The organism is Stenotrophomonas sp. C9D9, assembly GCF_056491205.1.
The window spans coordinates 1328651-1346284 of record NZ_JBSZIF010000004.1 but is presented as its reverse complement, the minus strand read 5'-3'; the positions used below and the strand labels follow the sequence as shown (position 1 = coordinate 1346284).

Here is a 17634-nt window from a genome sequence, read left to right as displayed (position 1 = left end):
TCAAACGCCCCAGCGGGGGGCTGGGGTAGGCTGACCCTGTACTGATCACGTCCCAGGACCGACCATGCCCGAGATGGATATCAATGCGGCGGCCGACGAAGTCGTCGCCCTGCTGCGGCAGAACGATGCGCGCGCTGCCGCCACCCGTCTGCAGGTCCTGCACGACGGCCAGAGCGCCGTGGTGCAGGAATCGCTGGATCGTTACATATCGGTGCGTGCCGCCACCGAGCTCGAGGCGTTGCGACGGAATGGTGGTGTTGCCGCAGCGGATGCGGCAACGGTGAACCCGATGCTGGATCGCCTGGGCGAGGCGACGCGGCCACCGCGAATGCCGGATGCGGCGGAGACCGCAGCCCTGAGCCAGGCCCAGCAGTACGATGTGTATGGCAGCATGGTGGCCCAGCGCGGCAACACCGCAGCGAATGACGCGATGGCAACGCAGGACCGCGTGGTGCTGGGGCTGCGCGACGAGAACCGCACCACCGAGGCACGTGGGCGTGGCGTCTACGACGATCGCATCGTGGTGCTGTGGAGGGATGCGCAGGGCCACGGCCATGTGCGCGAGTTCAACCAGGCCACGACTGAGCCGACCGCCCAGTACGACGGGCATGCCAAGACCACGCCACGCAGCCCGGGCTTTGGCAACGTGGCGCCGCGCACCAAGACCGAGGGTGAGGACGTCAACGGCGACCGGGTCAAGGATCTGGGGCGCCTGGGTGAGGGCACCACCGAGATGCGCGCAACGACCCATCCGCGCAATGGCCATCCGAATGAGTTCGCGCTGCGTCCTTCGCAGGACGCGATCACTGCTGGCGCCGGACGGGTGGAGCGCGACAGCAATGGCGACGGCTGGTTCGATGCGCGAGATACGCAGGGCGTGCAGGACCTCAACGACACCTTCAAGATCCATCGGGGCAGCCGCTCCAACACCGATTCGGCCGGCTGCCAGACCATCGGCGGCGGCGAGTACGACGACTTCGTGTCGACGGTGCGCGGCACGCCCGGGCAGAACCGTTGGCAGTACGTGCTGACCTCGGTCGCACCCGGCCAGGCGCGTGAGCTGGGGCAGGACGTGCCGCTCGCGGCCAATGACGACCCCCGTCAGCCGCAGCATCGCGACCATGCCCTGCAGCAGCAGATCAGCACGCGCCTGCAGGCCTTGGGCGGACGCTACGCCGAGCATGCTGATGACTATAGTCTGGTGATGCTGCGCGAAGCGAAGGCCGCGGGCATCACCCGGGTCGACCAGATCGTGGCCAGCAATCCCAGTGCTGGACGTGCGGCGGGCGAGACACTGTTCCTGGTGCAGGGCAGTCCGGGCGATCCTGCGGCGCTGCGCGCAGGCGTCAATGCGGCCGAGGTACGCGAGACTTCGGTGGAAAGCAGCCTGCGCCAACTGCAGCAGCAATCGCGCGAACAGGCGGCACCCACACCCGCGCCTGCACAACTGCAGGAAGCGCCGGCGATGGGAGGGCGTTGAGCGATGATCCGATCACACCTGATGCCGGGCATTTCGTTGATGCTGTTGCTGGCCTGCAGTGCCTGCGCGCCCGCTGGAGAGCGCGTCGCGCCGGTAGCGCCCACTGCCAGCCCGGCGGCGAAACCGGAGGCCTTGCCTGCGCAGACCCTGCCCACTGATCGTGGATTGCCCGCACTGCCGGAAGCCTCCGGCAGCGCCTATCCCGGCGGCCGCTACGCTGCGCTGCCCGAACCTGACAGGCAGGTGCTGGCGCAGTTGAAGTGCAACGTGGAGGGCGCCAGCAAGGTGCAGGTGCTTTCCATTCCCGCGCAGGATGGCCAGCAGGATTTCATGGTTACTGATCGCAGCGGGCCGCGTTTCCGCTACTGGATGCGGTCGTTCTCCGGCACTGGCGGTACCACCGGGTATCTGGTGCAGCTGCAGGATTGCCCGGCAACCACCACGGGCATGCGCGCCTACATCGCACAGGGAGCCGCACCGCTGCAGGATGTCACTGCATCCATCCTGGCGCAGGCGGGGTTGCCCGATGCGGCGACCCTGACGGCGTACCAGGACAAGGGCGCGGGCGATCTGTTCGCCTTCATCGGCGTGCTGGACAAAGTGCCAGTGCTGCGCTGGGTGGCCGAAGCCGACCCCGAACAGCCACTGGCCGCCGATGCGCGGAGCTTCGACCATGGCAATGCCATCCACGCCGGTTTCCTGCGCTGGAACCAGGACCACTTCGAAGTGGCCAGGACCGTTCCCGCCACGCTATGGCCCTGCGACGACAGCCCGTTGCTGCCGTGCAAGGGCGACCCGTTCGTGACGGGGCGCTGAGGGGGTAGGCCGCCCCTACCGTTCGTCGGCCCATGACTTTCGGGGGGTTGACTACAGTTGTCGTCACGCAGACAGTGACGACACGTGTAGTCAAGGGAGTGGTGTCATGCGTGGCAAGACGATCGGGGACCAGGAACTGGCCCTGCTGCAGTACATCGATGAACATGCGCCGGCCACGGTCGGCGAGGTCGCCAGTGGCTATGGGGAGGCCCGTGGCCTGGCCCGCTCCACCGTGCTGACGATGATGGAGCGGCTGCGGGCGAAGGGGTATCTTCAGCGCCAGCAGCAGGACGGTGTCTATCGCTACCAGGCCACGCGTGGCCCGGAGAGCGTGCTGCAGGGCGCCGTGGCCCAGTTCGTCGACAACACCCTGCAGGGCTCGGTGTCGCCGTTCGTGGCCTATCTGTCGCAGCGCAAGCAGGTCAGCGACAACGAGCTGGCCGAGCTGGAAGCGCTGGTCGCCCAACTCCAATCGCGCCGCCACGAGGGCTGAGCCATGGACACCACGATGCTGATCCCGATGTTGGAACGGCTGGGCTGGACCAGCCTGCAGACCGTGCTGCTGGTGGCCCTGGTGTATGGCGTATGCCGCGCGCTGCCGTCGCTGTCGGCGGCGACCCGCTGCCGCCTGTGGTGGCTCGTCTCGCTGCAGGCCGTGCTCGGCCTGTTCTGGAGCCAGCCGCTGCAGCTGGCCTGGCTGCCGGCGCCGCAGGCGGTGGCGATGAGCGCGACTGACGTGGCCGCCGATATCGTCTACCCGCTGGCCCCGGAGGCCTCGGCACAGCTGTTGGCCGCAATGCCGGTGCCTGCCGCGGATGTGCCGGCGGTGGCATGGTGGGCCGTCGCACTGGCCGCGCTGTGGATGTCCGGCGTGCTGCTGATGGCACTGCGTACCTTCGGTGAGTGGCGTCGCTGCCGTGCGCTGCTGGCAGCGGCCTATCCCTGCGAGGACCAGGCGCTGGTGCAGGCCCTGCAGCTGGCTTCCGATGCACATGGCGTGCGTCCTGCGCCGCGGTTGTGGATGAGCACGCAGGTGGACGCACCGCAGCTGGTCGGTCCGTTCCGCCCGGTGCTGCTGCTGCCGGCCGGCGACAACGCCCTGCAGGGCGATGCGCTGGACCTGGCCCTGACCCATGAATTGCAGCACCTGCAGCGGCGTGACCTGCAGTGGGGCCTGCTGCCGGCGCTGGCCCAGCATCTGTTCTTCTTCCACCCACTGCTGCGCCTGTCGGTGCGCGAATACGCACAGGCCCGCGAAGAAGCGGTGGATGCAGCGGTGGTTGGCCAGCATGGCGCGAGCCGCCAGGCCTATGGGCGCCTGCTGCTGCAGCTGGGTGTGGCACCGCAGCCGCACCTGGGCGTGGCCAGTGCCGCACCGGATACCACCAGCCTCAAGCGTCGCCTGCTCTCGTTGCAGCCACGCCGGGCCTGCCCGCGCATCCTGGCGATGGCGTTGACCGCTGTGGTGCTGGTGGTGGGCGTGGCGCCGATGCGACTGGTCGCTGCGCCGGTGCCGCCGGCACCGCCCGCGCCTCCTGCGGCGCCGAAGGTCGCTGTGCCGTCGCCGCCGAAGGCTCCGAAAGCACCGCCCGCACCGCCTTCGTCCGCGCGCGTTCCGGCCGTGCCTGTGGCGCCCGCGCCGCCTGCCGAGCCGGCTGATGCCGAGGCGTTGTCAGGTCCGGACGATGCGGATGTGGCGGTCGACGTGGATGCGGATGTCGATGTCGATACCGGCATGCACAGTCAACACACGACCTCCCGCGCCACCTCCATCACCACCTACGGCCGCCTGGACCTGGGCAAGTCGCCGCCGGAGGCCTTCGTGCTGGTCGATGGCGATTCGACCTTCGCCAATGGCGGCATGGACGACGTGACGGTCGCCCGCAGGCAGCTCGGCAAGGGCCCGGCGCTGTGGTTCCGCCAGGGCGACAAGCGCTACGTGGTGCGTGATCCGATGATGATCCAGACCCTGCAGCGTGCCTACAGCGGCGCGGCGGATCTGGGCCGCCAGCAGAGCGAACTGGGCCGCCAGCAGAGTGCGCTGGGTCGCCAGCAGGGCGAACTCGGCAAGCAGATGGGCGAGATGGGCCGCCTGCAGGGCGAGGAGGCGCGCCGCATGGCACTGGCTGCCGCCGAGGCCGCGCGCAGCGCGATGGCCGCGCATGACATCAACCGCGAAGCGGCGGCGGAAGCGGCGAAGGCGGCGCGCGGCGCGACCAACGATGCGGCTGTTGCCCGTGAGGCCGCACGTGAGGCCGCTGCAGAGGCACGTCGTGCGATGCAGGAAGTTGATAAAGAAACCGCGCGGGCCACTCACACCCGCGACATGCAGCGCCTGGCCAGCCAGCAGTCTGAACTGGCCAGCCGCCAGGCGGCGCTGGGCAGCCAGCAGGCCGCGTTGGGTGAGCGCCAGGCACGCGTGCATGAGCAGGCGTCGCGGCAGGCGCAGCAGGTGATCGCGCGCGCACTGGCCAGCGGCAAGGCCGAGCGGCTCTGATCGGTGGTGCCGGCCGCTGGCCGGCAATGTGTGGGGTGCCGGCCAGCGGCCGGCACCCCGTTGATCAACCGCAGCTGGCGCGCTCGATCCGGTTCTGACCGTCCACCTGCACCGTCACGCGGTCCTGGCGGAAGTCCATGGTCACCGCCATGCCCGGCTTGACCACCCGCGCGTTGCGCGCGCCGCTGTCGGCCACCAGCTTCTTGATCGTGGCCTCGTCGGCGGTCTTGCCGGTGAAGGCTTCCAGCGCTTCCGGCCTGCATTCGTGCGCGGCATCGGCCACCGGCGCCGGTGCGGCATCGTGGCGGGTGGTGCTGCCGGCGTGGCTGCAGGCGGCCAGCGGCAGGATGGCGAGCAGGGCAAGGGGATTGAGGCGCATCGTCGGGCTCCAGGCGTGGATGGTGGCGGCAGTGTCACCGCTGCCAGCGTCAGGGCATGTCAACGCGGCCCCATGCCGTTACTGCCCGACCAGCGCCAGCGTCTCACGTTCGCGTTGTTCCTCGTGCACCAGCCGCTGCAGCAGCAGGGCCAGGGTCACCACGTCCTGGTGGTTGTGGTCGGCGACCCGGCGCAGGTCCACCGCGTCGCCTCCACGCAGGAAACGCAGCCATGCGCCCGGGGCTTCGGAGCCAGGCAGGTCGTCCTCGCGTACCACGCGCAGCAGCTGGCGCTCGATGGTGGACAGCTTGCAGTTCTCCCACGTGCCGCGATAGCGGCGGCGGGTCGGATAGAGCAGGTCGACGTGATCCAGCGCGCTGATCGGGCAACGCTGGCGGGCCAGCCGGTAGCGCGCCTTCAGCAGCGGCGCATCGTAGCTGCGCCCGTTGTAGCTGCAGAACACGGTGGACGGCTGCAGCCAGCGGGCGAAGGTGGCCAGCATCGCGTCCTCGGCGGCCATCGTGGCCATCAGCAACTGGCGGATGCGCAGGCCTTCGCCACGTTGCGGGCACACATGCCAGTCGGCGGCGCCGATCATGAAGGCGCGGGTGCCGGTGCCGCCGGCCAGGCCGGTGGTCTCGGTATCGAAGAACAGCAGGTCGCGCGCGGCGACGTATTCGTGCTCGCGCTTGGCGAAAGCCAGGGAAAGCGGTTCTGCGGGAATCGGCTGCGGCTGCAGCGATTCGATCAGGAACAGGCCCGGTGCGATTTCCTCACCGGGAAGCTGGCGATCCTGCGCACTGGCGCGTGCCGGTGCGGCTCCGCCCCGCGAGCGCAGGCCGAGCAGGCGGTGCAGGCTGCCCACTTCCGGTCGACGCAGCGGTGCGGCGGCCGTCACGGGCGCGGCAGCGCCGGTCGGCTTGTGGCGGATCTCCTGCTCGACCCAGGCGAACACCGAACGCTCGGCCGGCGGCTGCTGTGCATCGTTGGCGGCTACCGGGGCCGGCGCTGGCGGCGGTGGCTCGGGCGCCACCGGCGTGACTGCTTTCGGGTCGCCGGCCTGCTTCCGCAGCAGGCGCAGCTTGTCCAGGCTCAGGCTCACGGGGCCAGCAGCTCCATCGGGTCGCGCGCGGTCACCACCACGTCGGGTACGTGCTGGCAGGCGTCGGCATCGAACAGGTCCAGCACGCGCAGCGCCAGCGCACGCGGCGAAGTTTCATCTTCTTCCTGCGCGGCCAGTACCGGGCCCACGCAGGCCGGGCAGCCGGCCTTGCAGTCGCAGCGCTGCACCAGTTCGCGCGCGCGCTGCACCAGCTCGGCCTGGCGCTGCCACAGCGGTTCGCTGAGGCCGACACCCCCGGGGAAGTTGTCGTACAGGTAAACAGTGGGCACGAACTCCTGCAGCAGCTCGACAACGCCAGGATCGCCCTCGCTGCCGCGCAGCTGGCCACGGCCACTCTGGTCGGCAATCGCGAACCAGGCACCATCGCCGTTGCCGACCGACTTCTGCAGGTCGCGCGCATCGGCCATCACCGCCACGGTGGCGACGATGTGCAGCGCGTAGGCCGCGCCGAGGAAGCCATCCAGTGCATCCTGCCTGCTGGCGAACGCGCGCAGCAGCAGCGCCTGCGGCAGCTGCCACCACACCGCGGTGGTGTGCAGTTCCTGGTCGGGCAGGTTCACCGGTCCATAGCCGATGTTCTCGTGGGTGTAGTAGCGGATCTTCTTGTAGCCGGCCACGCGCCGTACCACGTGCACTTCGCCATGGTGCGAATCGCCACGCCCGGCCACGCCGCCGTCGAAACGGTCCAGCACCTTGAGCTTGGTGAAGTCGATGCTGTCGGTGTAGTAGTCCACATGCGTGCGGGTGACATAGGCCTTGCGGCCGTCCCAGTCCAGCGTTTCCACCTGGTAGGGCGTGGACTGCACCATGTGGATGGCGCCTTCGTACAGGGTGAGTGCGGCGGCGGAATAATCGACTTCGGCGATGATCTGCTGGCGGCCGTCGCTGCGGTCGACCACCACGAAGTTGCCGTCGGCCACCGCACGCAGGCTGACCGCGTTGGCCGGATAGCTGTCGGCGATCCATTCCCAGCGCTCGCCTTCGCGGTGGATCACCTCGGTCTCGGCCAGCGCCTCCAGGAACACTTCCGGGTCGATCGGGCCGAAGCCATCGCCGACCCGGAACGGCAGCTCGAACGCCGCGCAGCGGATGTGGTCGAACAGGATCAGCGGCTGGTCCGGCGCGATGCGCGCGTGTTCGGGCGAGGCTTCGGCGAAGAAGTCCGGATGCCGCACCACGTACTGGTCCAGCGGCTGCGAACTGGCCACCATCACCCCGAGCGCCGGCTGCTGGCGGCGGCCGGCGCGGCCGAAGCGCTGCCAGGTGGCGGCCACGCTGCCGGGGTAGCCATTGAGGATGACCACGTCCAGGCTGCCGATATCCACGCCCAGTTCCAGCGCCGACGTGCTGACGATGCCGTCGATGGTGCCGGCGCGCATCGCACGCTCGGTCTCGCGGCGCTCGGTGGGCAGGTAACCGCCGCGGTAGGCGCGGATGCGTGGCGGCTTGCGTGGGTCGTGGTCGAAGATGTCCTTCAGGTACTTGGTCAGCACCTCGACCATCAAGCGGGTCTGCGCGAACACCAGGGTCTTCAGCCCGGACTTGATCGCGATGCGCGCGATGCGGTTGCTCTGCGAACGTGCCGAGGCGCGCAGGCCCAGGTCTGGATTGATCACCGGCGGGTTCCACAGCAGTACCTGTTTCGGTCCGCTGGGCGCGCCGGATTCGGTGATGGCGGTGACCGGTGCCTCGATCAACGCCTCGGCATGCGCCTGCGGATTGCCGATGGTGGCCGAGCACAGGATGAACTGTGGTTGCACGCCATAGAACGCGCAGATGCGCTTGAGCCGGCGCAGCACGTTGGTGACGTGGCTGCCGAATACGCCGCGGTAGGTGTGTACTTCGTCGATGACGATGTAGCGCAGGTTCTCGAAGAACTGCGCCCACTTGGTGTGATGCGGCAGGATGGCCTGGTGCAGCATGTCCGGGTTGGACACCACGATGTCGCCATGCAGGCGGATCGCCTGCCGCGCATCGCCGGGGGTGTCGCCATCGAAGGTGAAGGCCTTCACGCCGAGGTCGCCGGCACGGTTGAGTTCCAGCAGCTCGGCCACCTGGTCCTGCGCCAGCGCCTTGGTCGGGAACAGGTACAGCGCCTTGGCCTTGTCCTGCATCGCCGCGCTGACCACCGGCAGGGTGTAGCACAGCGACTTGCCGCTGGCGGTGGGGGTGACGATGGCCACGTGCTCGCCGCGCTGGCTGGCCTCCCAGGCCTCGGCCTGGTGGCTGTAGAGCTGCTCGATGCCACGTGCCTTCAGGGCCGCGGCCAGTGCCGGTGGCACCGAGTCGGGAATGGGGGCGTAGCGGCCCTCGCGGCCGGGAATGGCGAAGCTGCCGGTGATGCGGTCCTGGTAGCGGCGCTGCAGTCGCGCGCTGAGCAGGGCGCCGTCGCGGGCGGGCAGGCCATCGCGGGTGGCGAGCTTCTGCTCGGCATCGGCGGTGCGCTTGGCGAGTTCGTAAGCCATGGAAAGTGGAGCCGGGACGGATTGCGAGGGGTCACATGGCACCACATCCACGTCTCAGGATGTGAGACATCGGCATGGGACGGAGTGAACCGTTCAGTGCGCTGGCGGCGGCCGATTGGCCAGTGCGGCGGTGTACCGGGCCGTCCGACGCAGCGCATGCCGTGTCCTGCGCAGGAACCCGATGGGCTGCCACAGCGTGATGGCCAGGGCCAGCAGCCACCACAGCCGCCACGCGTCCGCACGCGCGGCGCCCGCATCGCTGATCAGGTCCGGGCTTGTCCCGCCGAACAACAGCACCACCAGCATCATCCCCAGCCAGGCCAGTGGCCACAGCGCGCCGCTCGGCGGATAGTGGTGGTGGTCCTCCACGCGGGACCAATGCGGTCCCGCACCCAGTACGACGCCGTCGCTCTCGCGCACGTCCAGCCGCACGCATCTGCCGCTGACGAAGTGCCCGCTGCCCAGCCACTCCGCCGGCAGTTCAATGCGGCGGTCACTGCCGATCAGCCACAACGGCGGATGCTGTGGGTGCAGCGCGAAGTCGGCGAGCCTGCCGCGGACCTGCAGGACACGCTGCGGCACCGCCGGCCCGCGTCGTCGCGGCCGCGACAACCAGAGCGCAAGCGCGGCGATCGCGAGCAGCGGACTGCACAGCAGCAGCTGCAACCAGAACGGCGAGTCGTCATGCAGGGCGGCCGCTGCTCCGAGGGCCAGCAATGCCACCAGCAACCCCGTCCAGCGTGGGGGGCGGTGGCGGCGAAGACGGACTTCCGCAGCATTCTCCATTCGCATGCCAAGTACTTCACTGGGTGCCAGCGAATGCACCCGGTGTCGCCGGGGCCGCAGGACGAGGGGTTCGAAAGGGGCCTCCTCGACCGCAGCTGCGCGGTCGGCTCGCCGCTGTGCGCCGACGATATGGAAGCCGTTCAGACGCACGACCACGGCCATGCCATCGGCCAGTACCACCTCGGCGTGATTGTCGGTGGCGATGTGGCGCCAGGCATCGAAGGGCAGCAGGACCGGGATCTCCCCCAGGTCGGCATGATTGATCGCGCGCGCGCCGAACAACGAGGCATTGCCGAATGCCCCGGATACCACGCGGACCTGATGGTCGTGGGCGCAGCCGGTCAGTGCGCGCACCACGGCCAGGGCTGCGTCTTCGTTGTCGCTGAGCACGCGGCAAGGTGGCTGCCGGCGCAGCTCGGCAAAGGCCCGCCTGCGGCGCGACGCCCATTCGGCACGGGCGATCAGCACCATCGGGGCCAGCAGGAACACCAGGACCAACGCCAGCGCCGGCGACATCAGCGGTGCCCGTGGCGTGGACGGCGGGAGGGGAGCGGCATGGGCTTCATCGACAGCGGGTGCAGGGCAGTCCGCAGACTGGGTTCTTCTGCCTGCAAGGGGAATGCAAGTAGTTGCAGATCGCGGTCGGGGTCACCACGTAGGGGGCGCCGATGGAAGCTGAACACCGACGCAGGTCACAACGAAATCTGAAGCCGGCATCCGTATCCTTGAGCGCTGGACGCAACCAACAGGGCGGATGGCTGTGGCACGACGTGGAACGCAGGGAGCACTCCTGGCCGGCCTGCTGCTGGCGGGTCTCGCGCAGGCGCAGCAGGCCGCACCGGCAGCGGCGCGTGATCCCGCGCCCGTTCCCCCCGCAGATGCGCCGGCTGCAACCACCGCACCGGTCTCCACCGCCTTGCCGCAGGACAACGTCACCACCCTTGGCGAAGTGCGTGCGCTCAAGCCCGATGACGAGCCGCTGGACCTGTACCGCTTCAAGAACCCGGTGAAGTTCGGCGACAACCGTTTCAGCCGCGACTGGAGCGAGCCACCGTCACCCGAGCAGGTCAGCATGGGCGGCGGCTACATCATGATGGGCGTGGTCAAGGGCGTGCTGGCGGCGGGCCGGGGGTTGAACAAGCTCACCGGCGGCCCCGACCAGATCCAGTCCGCCATTGCCCGGCCACCGCCGGAGCTCAGTCCCGAACAGCAGCAGCGTGCGCTGCGTTTCTGCCAGCAGCAGGACGGCTGCGATCCGCCGCCGGTGAAGTAGGCCGGTATATCCTGCCGGTTCCTCAACCGGTAGCGCTGCCATGTTCCTGCGTTCGTTCTGCCTGCTGGCTGCCCTGTTGCCGGCGTCCGCCTTTGCTGCCGGCATCGCCGGTGATGGCGCCTGCCGCAATGGTGCGTTCCCCTCTGAACAGAGCCGGTTCGCGCTGGCGCGGGTGGTCGATGCACCGCGCCTGTACCTGCTCGGCGACATGGACGGCTGCCCGCAAAAGGGCGAGCCGGCCTGCCGGCAGCGCAGCTACGTGGTCAACGGCGATACGGTGGTGACCGGTCGCGACCTGGGCCGCTACCGCTGCGCGTTCTTCCCGAACAAGGTGGGCGGCAGCGCCGGCTGGGTCGACCGCAGCAAGCTGCAGCCGTTGCCCGTGGTCGTGCCAACGCTGCAGGAGTGGACGGGCCACTGGAAAGATGGCGACAACGGCCTGCGCATCACCGTGCAGGGTGGACAACTGCATGTGGATGGCGACGCCTACTGGCCCTCTGCCAACCCCACGCCGGAACAGCGCCCGTATGGGCCGAACCTGGGCCAGGTGGAAGCACGCGCGACGCCGCGCGGCGCCGATGTGGAATTCGTTGAAGACACCTGCAAGGTGCGGGTGCACTCGCTGGGTGATGTACTGGTCGTGGCCGACAACAGCGAATGCGGTGGCATGAACGTGCGCTTCAATGGCGTGTACCGGCGCGCGGGGAAACGTTGAAGGACGCATGAGGGGGGGGCCAGTAGATCCACGCCATGCGTGGATGCTGTTTGCGATCCAATCGGTGGGGTCAGAGCCCTTTCGTGGACGAATGGGATCCGACCCCGGGCTCAGCGCCGCCGCTCCAGCCACCACAGCAGCGATGCGCAGAGCACGAACGCCAGCCACCACGGCCAGCGCGAGCCCGGCACGGGCTGCATCACCGACGCGTTTGCCGGCGTGCTGGTCGCCAGTGCACGTGTGGTCGCGTCGATCATTGCCTGCCGATGCAGTGCAGGTGCGTCCTTCGGGTCGAACACATAGCGCCAGACCGTGATATCGCCGTGCTGCAGGCGCTGCCAGCCCCCCTCACGCGGCCACCAGCCGGCGCAGCGCAGGGCCGACGTCGCGCCGTCGACGATCAGGGGCACGCTGTCGCCGCGTGCGTTGAACACCTGCAGTGGCGACTGCACGCCGCACAGCGCCTGCCGTTCGCCCGCCCAGCTGAGCGCCTGCGGCGACCACAGCGCATCACCGCTGCCCTGCGCACGTGCCAGCGTGGCGACCACGCTGCTCCAGAGTTCACCGTGGCGGTCATCGCGCCCGGCCAGCACCCAGCGCCAGCTGTCGGTGATTGGCAGCAGGCCGATGCGGCCCTTGCCGGCAGCGCGCCAGCCGCCGACAGCCTTGCCGGTGCCATCCTGCAGCAGGGCGGTGCTGCCCGGTGCCTGCAGCGCGAGTGCTTCCAGCGCAGGCAGGGGAGCATTGTGCGAGCTGCGGTCAGCTTCCTCGCCGTAGCCCGTCGGCAGCGTACCCGCGGCGAGCGGGCCACGCCGTGCGGCGAGGACCGCGCTGTCGCCGCCGCCGGGAAGTTCGAGGGCGTGGCTGCTGCCATCGCCCTGCACCGGTAGACCCAGGTCGTGCAGGCGCTGGCGCGCGCTGGCAGCAGGTGTGCCCGCACTACGCACCAGAACGCCGAGGCCGTCGCGCAACGCCTGCCGCACGGCAGCCAGCTGGCCGGCACTCAAGGCGGCCAGACTGCGCTCGTCCAGCAGCAACAGATCGCTGCGCGTGAGTGACGCTGCATCCAGCGCGACCACGCCATCTCCCACGCTGACGCCCGCCCCGGTATCGGCCTGCACCTGCACGCGGATGCCGGTATCGGCGGCCCAGCGGCGCAGGTACTTCAGCTCCGGGCCCGGCGTACTGGCGCGCACCAGCAGGCGCAGCGGTGCCGCCGGCAGGGTCTGCTGCGGTACCGGCGTGCTGTCCACCACATGACCCTCGGCATCGAGCAGGCGCAGCTGGAACACGCTGCGGCCTTCGGCACGGGCGATGCCGCTGAGCTGCACGCGGCCGTCCTCGGCAACGTCCACGCGATCGACCACGCTGTCGGCGGGGTCCAGCAGTTCCGCCCGGGCCCTGGCGACGCCGCGCGCCTGTGCATGCACGTCGAAGCGTGCGCCGGGCGCGGTGTCGGCGGGTGGCTGCAGTGCGATCCACCCGCGCGGCGGAGCTGCCGACTGCCAACGCACGTCGCGTGGCAGTACCGCGTCGCGGTCACGAGCGACCAGGCCGGCACCGACCAGCGTCAGCGTGGAGGCCGGATGCTGGCGCAGCGCGGTGGCCAGGTCCGGCACGCGCTGGCCACCGGGCACATCGGTAGCTTCCGGCAACAGCAGCAGCGGGCCTGCGCTGGCCGGCAGCGCGCCGGCCTTGCCGGCATCGATTCCCAGCACGACCAGGCCGACCGCGGGTTGCTGGCGGGTGGGGGGGACCAGGCAGAAGTACAGCAGCGCGGCAGCGATCAGCTGCAGCGCGATCACGATCCACTGGCGGCCACGACGCGTGGCAGTGCCACGCAGCTGGCGCACGCTGGCGATGACCACGATCAGGACGAGTGCCGGCGCAATCCACAGGTTCACGGCGGAGGCGTTCATGGCTGCGCCTCCAGCGCATCAAGGTACCGCTGCCCCATCGCATCGGCGGCGTTGCGCCGCATTGCCTGCGGCAGTGGTCGCTGCAGCGCCCGCCACAGCTGTGCGCGCAGGCGCTGGCGGCAGTCACGGCAACTGGGTTCGATGCGCAGCTGCTCGATGGCGGCGGCCAGATCCAGTGCATCGGGCAGGTAGGCGGCATTGCGCTGCTGCCAGCTGGCGAGTGCGTCGAGGTCGGGCACGCTGGTGTCATCGCCGAGGCGTTGCCAGGCTTCGATGATGGCCGGGTCGGGCGGCGTGCGTGCGGCCAGTGGCAGTTCGCGACTGGCCAGTCCGGCGCGATCGCCACCCAGCCGGCGGCCTTCATCGATCGGTGGCAGCTCCGGCCCGACCCGCGCCAGGTAGATGCGTTCGGCCTGCTGCACCTGCTTGATGAAAGCCAGCGCCTTGTAGGCAAACGGCAGCGCCTGCTCTGGCCGGCCCTGGCGCAGCTCGCCTTCGGCCGACCACATCTGGTCCAGCGCGGCCTTCAGCGTGGCGCGGGTCTGCGGGTCGAGCAGGGTCGCGGCCTCGGCATGGTCGTGGGTGTGGCCGTATTCGGAGAGCACATCGGTGGCGCTGCCGAACACCGGTGGCGCATCGGCATTGGACGCCTTGCCGCCGTGATCGTGGCCATGCTCATCGTGCGCTCCGGCCTCGGCGCCATGGTCGTGATCGTGATCGTCGTCGTGGCTGTCTGCAGCCGGTGCATCGCTGGTGGGCAGGTCGCTGGCCGGCGGCGGCTTCGGTGCGCCCTCGCTTTCTTCGCCCAGGAACTGGCCATAGCGCAGGCGCAGGATGCGCTGGTCGACGCCGATCGCATCGCTGCGCTTCATGAAGTCCTCGGCGGCGAGACTGCGTCGCTGCCGGATCAACGCTTCGGCATCGATGATGATCTGCCGCTGGCTGCGGAAGTAGGCCGGCAGGGTCTTCTTGATGCGGCCTTCCAGTTCGGCACCGAGTGCAACCTCGGCACTGGGCAGGCGAAGGATCACGCTGCTGCTGCGCCCGGTCTGCGGTGTTGGCGCGTGGTTGTCGCGCACTTCCAGCTGGGCGATGACATCGTTGCCCGGTTGTGCGCCCAGCGCAGCCAGATCAAGAGTGTGGGCGAAACGCCGCGCGGTGGCTTCGCCGCTGCCGGCAAGCGTGACGCTGCGTTTCACGAAGGTGATGTTCTCACCGCTGCCCTGGGTGGTGGTGATCGACAGTGTTGCCTGCGCGGCCACGCCGTAGTCGTCGCTGGCCTCGAAGCGCAGCGTCCACTGGCGTTGCCCGGGCGCGCCCAGCACCAGGCTGGCGGCCGGCTCCAGCACGCGTACGCTGGGCGCGCGGTCGGCGACCACGTCCAGGCGATGCAGGCGGGTTCCGGCCAATGCCGGTTCGCTCACCACGCGGTACAGCACCGGCGTGCGCGCCACATCCTGTGCCTGCCACTGGCCATCGTGTTCGTTCAGCGGCAGCCGGCGACCATCGTGGAACTGCAGCCATGCCTTGTCCGGCGCGCGATCGAAGCGCAACGACCACGACAGCCGGCTGTCGGCGGCGACCTTGGCATCCAGTGCGTTCTGGGTGAGCGTCGCCTGGCCGGTATAGGCCGGCGCGTCGATGCGCAGGCGGGTGGACTGCAGGTGCAGTGGGCCCGCGGCAGCCGTGCTGCCAGGCGCCGACGCACCGGCCGGCGCGGAGCCGGGGCTGGAACGTGGCCAGCCGACGACCAGCGCAACGATGGCCAGGCCTGCAATCCAGTACAGCGCCAATGCCGCGCGCGGCCAGCGCGGACGCAGTTCCGGCATCGCACGTTCCAGCGCGGCCAGCACATGCGCTCGCTGACGCTGCTGCAGCGGATTGAGCATGGCTGCATCGGCGAACAGCAGGTCGGCACTGTCCTCGCTGGCGCCGCTGCCATCGAGCTGGCGCTGCAACCACTGCGGGTCCAGCTGGCGGGAGCGAGCCGTGGCGAGCGCTGCGCAGGCTAGCAGGCCGACGGTGCCAACCACGCAGGCGATATCGAAGCCCGCCAGGCGCAGCGCCAGCGCCGTTGCGGCCAGCGCCCACGGCAGGCCCAGCAGCAGGGTGATGAGTGCACGGCGGCGGCGCGCGCGTTGCCAGGCGTGCTGCAGGATTTTCATGCGGGCACCCTGCGTCGGCGACTGCTGGCCATCCAGCGCTCCAGCGCGAACAGCAGCACGATGGCCAGCAGCAGCCACGGGGTGAGCTCGCGCAGCGGCGGCGTTGCCGCAGGCAGTGCCGCCCGCTGGGGTGCCTGATCCTGTGCATCGCCGAGGCGCGGCAGCGGAGGCGGCTGCAGGGCCAGCAGCAGGGCATGCGGCAACTGCGGATCGCGCAGCGCAGCGTTGCCTGAGGCATCCCAGTCGCCGGTCAGAGACAGCAGGACACCGTGGCCGATGCGTTGCTGCCACAGCAGCGGGGCGCCCTCGGCGTTGCGCAGCAGGATGCTGGCCTCGGCGGCAGGCTTGCCGGCAGTCACTACACGTCCGCCATCTTGCAGCCACGCCTGCCAGTTCGCCGGCAGTGCGCCGTTCCGGCTCCACACGCCGATCTCGCCGCGTTCGGGCAGCGCATCCGCCACCAGGGGGGCGAGCGGCGCCTGCACGCCCCACGCGCGCTGCAACGCATTCAACCAATGCTGGGCGGCGGCCGAAGCATCGCTGTGCACGCGCAGGCGCGGCGACGTTGCGGCACTCGGTTGCGCAGTGACCGGCATCGGCTGCGGCCGCCACTGCATCTCGCGCGACAGCTGCAGGCGTGCGCCGTCCAGGCCGGGCAGGGGATCGGGAACGTGCACGGTCAATGCGGTGCCCGCGGGCAGTTGTGCGTCCAGTTCGCGCAGCAGGCTGGGCAGGGAGGCCGTGGACGCAGGTGGCACTTGATCAATGGCCGGGAAGCCGGGCGCCAGCCAATGCCAGTTGCCCGCTTCGGCGGTGCCGCGCAGTGCGGTCGCGTCCAGTCCGGGAGCCACCACCGTCCATGCACTGGAGGCCGGCGCGGGGCCGGTCAACGCAGGTCGTGCCAGCAGCAAGGCCAGCGCGGCCAGCAACAGCAGGCGCACCAGCAGCAACGGCCAGTCATCGAAGCGGATGCGCTGGCGCGGCCGGATCTGTGCACGCAGCCAGCGCAGCGCGGCGAAATCCAACGGTGTGTACGGATGGCGCCGTGCGAGGTGGATCAGCAGCGGCAGCAGCCCTGCAGCGAGCGCGGCCAGGCCGAGCGGGAACAGCAGGGTCATGCACCGCCCCCACGGCCGAACAGCGCCTGCAGTGCCTGGTCCAGCGGCTGGTCGAGCCAGCCGGTGGCACTGGCGATGCCGCTGGCCTGCAGACGCGACTGCAATGCGTTGCGTGCGTCAGCGAAGCGCTGCAGGTAGTCGGTGCGGATCGCCGCGCCATCGCCCAGCAGTTCATCGCCGGTCTCCGGATCGCGGAAGCGATGGCCGGCGTCGAACGGGAAGTCACGCTCGTCGGCGGTGAGGATCTGCAGCAGCGCCACTTCGCGGCGCGCGCTGGCCAGTTGTTCCAGCAACACGATGCCGGCTTCGTCGAAGCCGTCGCCGATCGCCAGCAGCAGGTCGCCCGGGCGCACACGCTCCCACAGTGGACGCAGGCGATCGGCTGCAGGCCAGCCGCCGCGTGCCTGCAGGGCATGCAGTTGCAGATGCACGCGATCACGCTGGCGTGCGCCGTTCGCTGCGGGCACCAGTTGCAGTCCTTCGCCATTGATCGCCAGCAGGCCGAAACGGTCGCCCTGCTGCAGGGCCAGCTCCACCACGCACGCGGCCACGCCGCGCATGTGGTCCAGGCGCGTGCGCTGCGGTGCCGCGCGATCAGCCTGACCGGCCGAGGCGGTGGCATCGAGCAGCAGCCAGACCGTGATCGGGCTTTCGCGTTCGGATTCGCGCACGAAGAAGCGGTCCGAGCGTGCGTACAGCTTCCAGTCGATCTGGCGCAGCGCGTCGCCTGGCTCGTAGGCCCGGTACTGGGCGAATTCGAGGCCGGCACCGCGGCTGCGGCTGGCGTGCTGGCCGATGCCACTGGCACCGCTGGCCAGGCGCGGCCGCAACCGCAGCATGCGCAGGCGCGCACGAAGTTCCGGTGGCAACGTCAGCGGGGCACCTGCGTTCACGCGTGG

At 69.9% G+C, this 17634-nt stretch carries 14 protein-coding genes; 6 read left to right on the top strand and 8 right to left on the bottom strand.

All coding sequences use genetic code 11. The annotated features are described in order from the left end of the window. Positions 1–64 precede the first annotated feature (64 nt). The 4 genes from ACXI0D_RS11610 to ACXI0D_RS11595 all read left to right on the top strand — a co-directional run bounded on the left by ACXI0D_RS11610 (position 65) and on the right by ACXI0D_RS11595 (position 4793). A complete protein-coding gene (locus ACXI0D_RS11610; protein ID WP_101764654.1) occupies positions 65–1480 on the top strand; it encodes an XVIPCD domain-containing protein in 1416 nt (471 codons plus the stop codon). Between the two features lie 3 nt (positions 1481–1483). Next, positions 1484–2296, top strand: a complete 813-nt coding sequence (locus tag ACXI0D_RS11605; protein ID WP_119007372.1) for a hypothetical protein — start codon at positions 1484–1486, stop codon at positions 2294–2296. Between the two features lie 106 nt (positions 2297–2402). Beyond that, positions 2403–2789, top strand: coding sequence for a BlaI/MecI/CopY family transcriptional regulator (locus tag ACXI0D_RS11600; protein WP_119007371.1), 387 nt, complete (start codon positions 2403–2405; stop codon positions 2787–2789). A gap of 3 nt (positions 2790–2792) precedes the next feature. Then, complete coding sequence (locus tag ACXI0D_RS11595; RefSeq protein WP_119007370.1) at positions 2793–4793, top strand: M56 family metallopeptidase; 2001 nt, start codon at positions 2793–2795, stop codon at positions 4791–4793. A 64-nt stretch (positions 4794–4857) separates the two neighbouring features. Here the strand turns inward: ACXI0D_RS11595 and ACXI0D_RS11590 are convergent, their stop codons facing one another. The 4 genes from ACXI0D_RS11590 to ACXI0D_RS11575 all read right to left on the bottom strand — a co-directional run bounded on the left by ACXI0D_RS11590 (position 4858) and on the right by ACXI0D_RS11575 (position 10061). Then, a complete protein-coding gene (locus ACXI0D_RS11590; RefSeq protein ID WP_049443590.1) occupies positions 4858–5172 on the bottom strand; it encodes an I78 family peptidase inhibitor in 315 nt (104 codons plus the stop codon). 78 nt (positions 5173–5250) lie between these two features. Continuing rightward, positions 5251–6273 carry a ribonuclease H-like domain-containing protein gene (locus ACXI0D_RS11585; protein ID WP_119007369.1) on the bottom strand — a complete coding sequence of 341 codons (1023 nt, stop codon included), beginning with the start codon at positions 6271–6273 and terminating at the stop codon, positions 5251–5253. Next, a complete protein-coding gene (locus tag ACXI0D_RS11580; protein WP_119007368.1) occupies positions 6270–8759 on the bottom strand; it encodes a DEAD/DEAH box helicase in 2490 nt (829 codons plus the stop codon). The genes ACXI0D_RS11585 and ACXI0D_RS11580 overlap by 4 nt, the downstream gene beginning before the upstream one ends. Before the next feature lie 93 nt (positions 8760–8852). Next, on the bottom strand, positions 8853–10061 hold the full coding sequence (locus ACXI0D_RS11575) for a hypothetical protein (protein WP_101764659.1): 1209 nt from the start codon (positions 10059–10061) through the stop codon (positions 8853–8855). 238 nt (positions 10062–10299) lie between these two features. On the opposite strand from ACXI0D_RS11575, the gene ACXI0D_RS11570 reads away from it, so the two are divergent. Together ACXI0D_RS11570 and ACXI0D_RS11565 are read left to right on the top strand one after the other, a co-directional pair. Then, a complete protein-coding gene (locus tag ACXI0D_RS11570; RefSeq protein ID WP_479642594.1) occupies positions 10300–10818 on the top strand; it encodes a hypothetical protein in 519 nt (172 codons plus the stop codon). 40 nt (positions 10819–10858) lie between these two features. Next, a complete protein-coding gene (locus tag ACXI0D_RS11565) occupies positions 10859–11533 on the top strand; it encodes a hypothetical protein (RefSeq protein WP_119007367.1) in 675 nt (224 codons plus the stop codon). 110 nt (positions 11534–11643) lie between these two features. Here ACXI0D_RS11565 and ACXI0D_RS11560 read toward each other — a convergent pair whose 3' ends face one another. From ACXI0D_RS11560 to ACXI0D_RS11545, 4 genes are read right to left on the bottom strand one after another with little or no spacing between them, the layout of a single operon-like run. After that, positions 11644–13452 (bottom strand): hypothetical protein, encoded by a 1809-nt coding sequence (locus ACXI0D_RS11560; RefSeq protein WP_479642593.1) that lies wholly within the window; start codon positions 13450–13452, stop codon positions 11644–11646. Further along, positions 13449–15617, bottom strand: coding sequence for a hypothetical protein (locus ACXI0D_RS11555; protein ID WP_479642592.1), 2169 nt, complete (start codon positions 15615–15617; stop codon positions 13449–13451). Before ACXI0D_RS11555 ends, ACXI0D_RS11560 begins: the two co-directional genes overlap by 4 nt. Next, positions 15614–16735 (bottom strand): BatA domain-containing protein, encoded by a 1122-nt coding sequence (locus tag ACXI0D_RS11550; protein WP_479642591.1) that lies wholly within the window; start codon positions 16733–16735, stop codon positions 15614–15616. The genes ACXI0D_RS11555 and ACXI0D_RS11550 overlap by 4 nt, the downstream gene beginning before the upstream one ends. Then, on the bottom strand, positions 16732–17628 hold the full coding sequence (locus ACXI0D_RS11545) for a DUF58 domain-containing protein (protein WP_479642590.1): 897 nt from the start codon (positions 17626–17628) through the stop codon (positions 16732–16734). The genes ACXI0D_RS11550 and ACXI0D_RS11545 overlap by 4 nt, the downstream gene beginning before the upstream one ends. Positions 17629–17634: the final 6 nt, after the last annotated feature.

Bases quoted from the DNA above. Each gene is read 5' to 3' on its own strand.
- ACXI0D_RS11610 (WP_101764654.1), top strand. From the start codon at position 65: ATGCCCGAGATGGATATCAATGCGGCGGCCGACGAAGTCGTCGCCCTG.
- ACXI0D_RS11605 (WP_119007372.1), top strand. From the start codon at position 1,484: ATGATCCGATCACACCTGATGCCGGGCATTTCGTTGATGCTGTTGCTG.
- ACXI0D_RS11600 (WP_119007371.1), top strand. From the start codon at position 2,403: ATGCGTGGCAAGACGATCGGGGACCAGGAACTGGCCCTGCTGCAGTAC.
- ACXI0D_RS11595 (WP_119007370.1), top strand. From the start codon at position 2,793: ATGGACACCACGATGCTGATCCCGATGTTGGAACGGCTGGGCTGGACC.
- ACXI0D_RS11590 (WP_049443590.1), bottom strand. From the start codon at position 5,172: ATGCGCCTCAATCCCCTTGCCCTGCTCGCCATCCTGCCGCTGGCCGCC.
- ACXI0D_RS11580 (WP_119007368.1), bottom strand. From the start codon at position 8,759: ATGGCTTACGAACTCGCCAAGCGCACCGCCGATGCCGAGCAGAAGCTC.
- ACXI0D_RS11575 (WP_101764659.1), bottom strand. From the start codon at position 10,061: ATGTCGCCGGCGCTGGCGTTGGTCCTGGTGTTCCTGCTGGCCCCGATG.
- ACXI0D_RS11570 (WP_479642594.1), top strand. From the start codon at position 10,300: ATGGCTGTGGCACGACGTGGAACGCAGGGAGCACTCCTGGCCGGCCTG.
- ACXI0D_RS11565 (WP_119007367.1), top strand. From the start codon at position 10,859: ATGTTCCTGCGTTCGTTCTGCCTGCTGGCTGCCCTGTTGCCGGCGTCC.
- ACXI0D_RS11560 (WP_479642593.1), bottom strand. From the start codon at position 13,452: ATGAACGCCTCCGCCGTGAACCTGTGGATTGCGCCGGCACTCGTCCTG.
- ACXI0D_RS11555 (WP_479642592.1), bottom strand. From the start codon at position 15,617: ATGAAAATCCTGCAGCACGCCTGGCAACGCGCGCGCCGCCGCCGTGCA.
- ACXI0D_RS11550 (WP_479642591.1), bottom strand. From the start codon at position 16,735: ATGACCCTGCTGTTCCCGCTCGGCCTGGCCGCGCTCGCTGCAGGGCTG.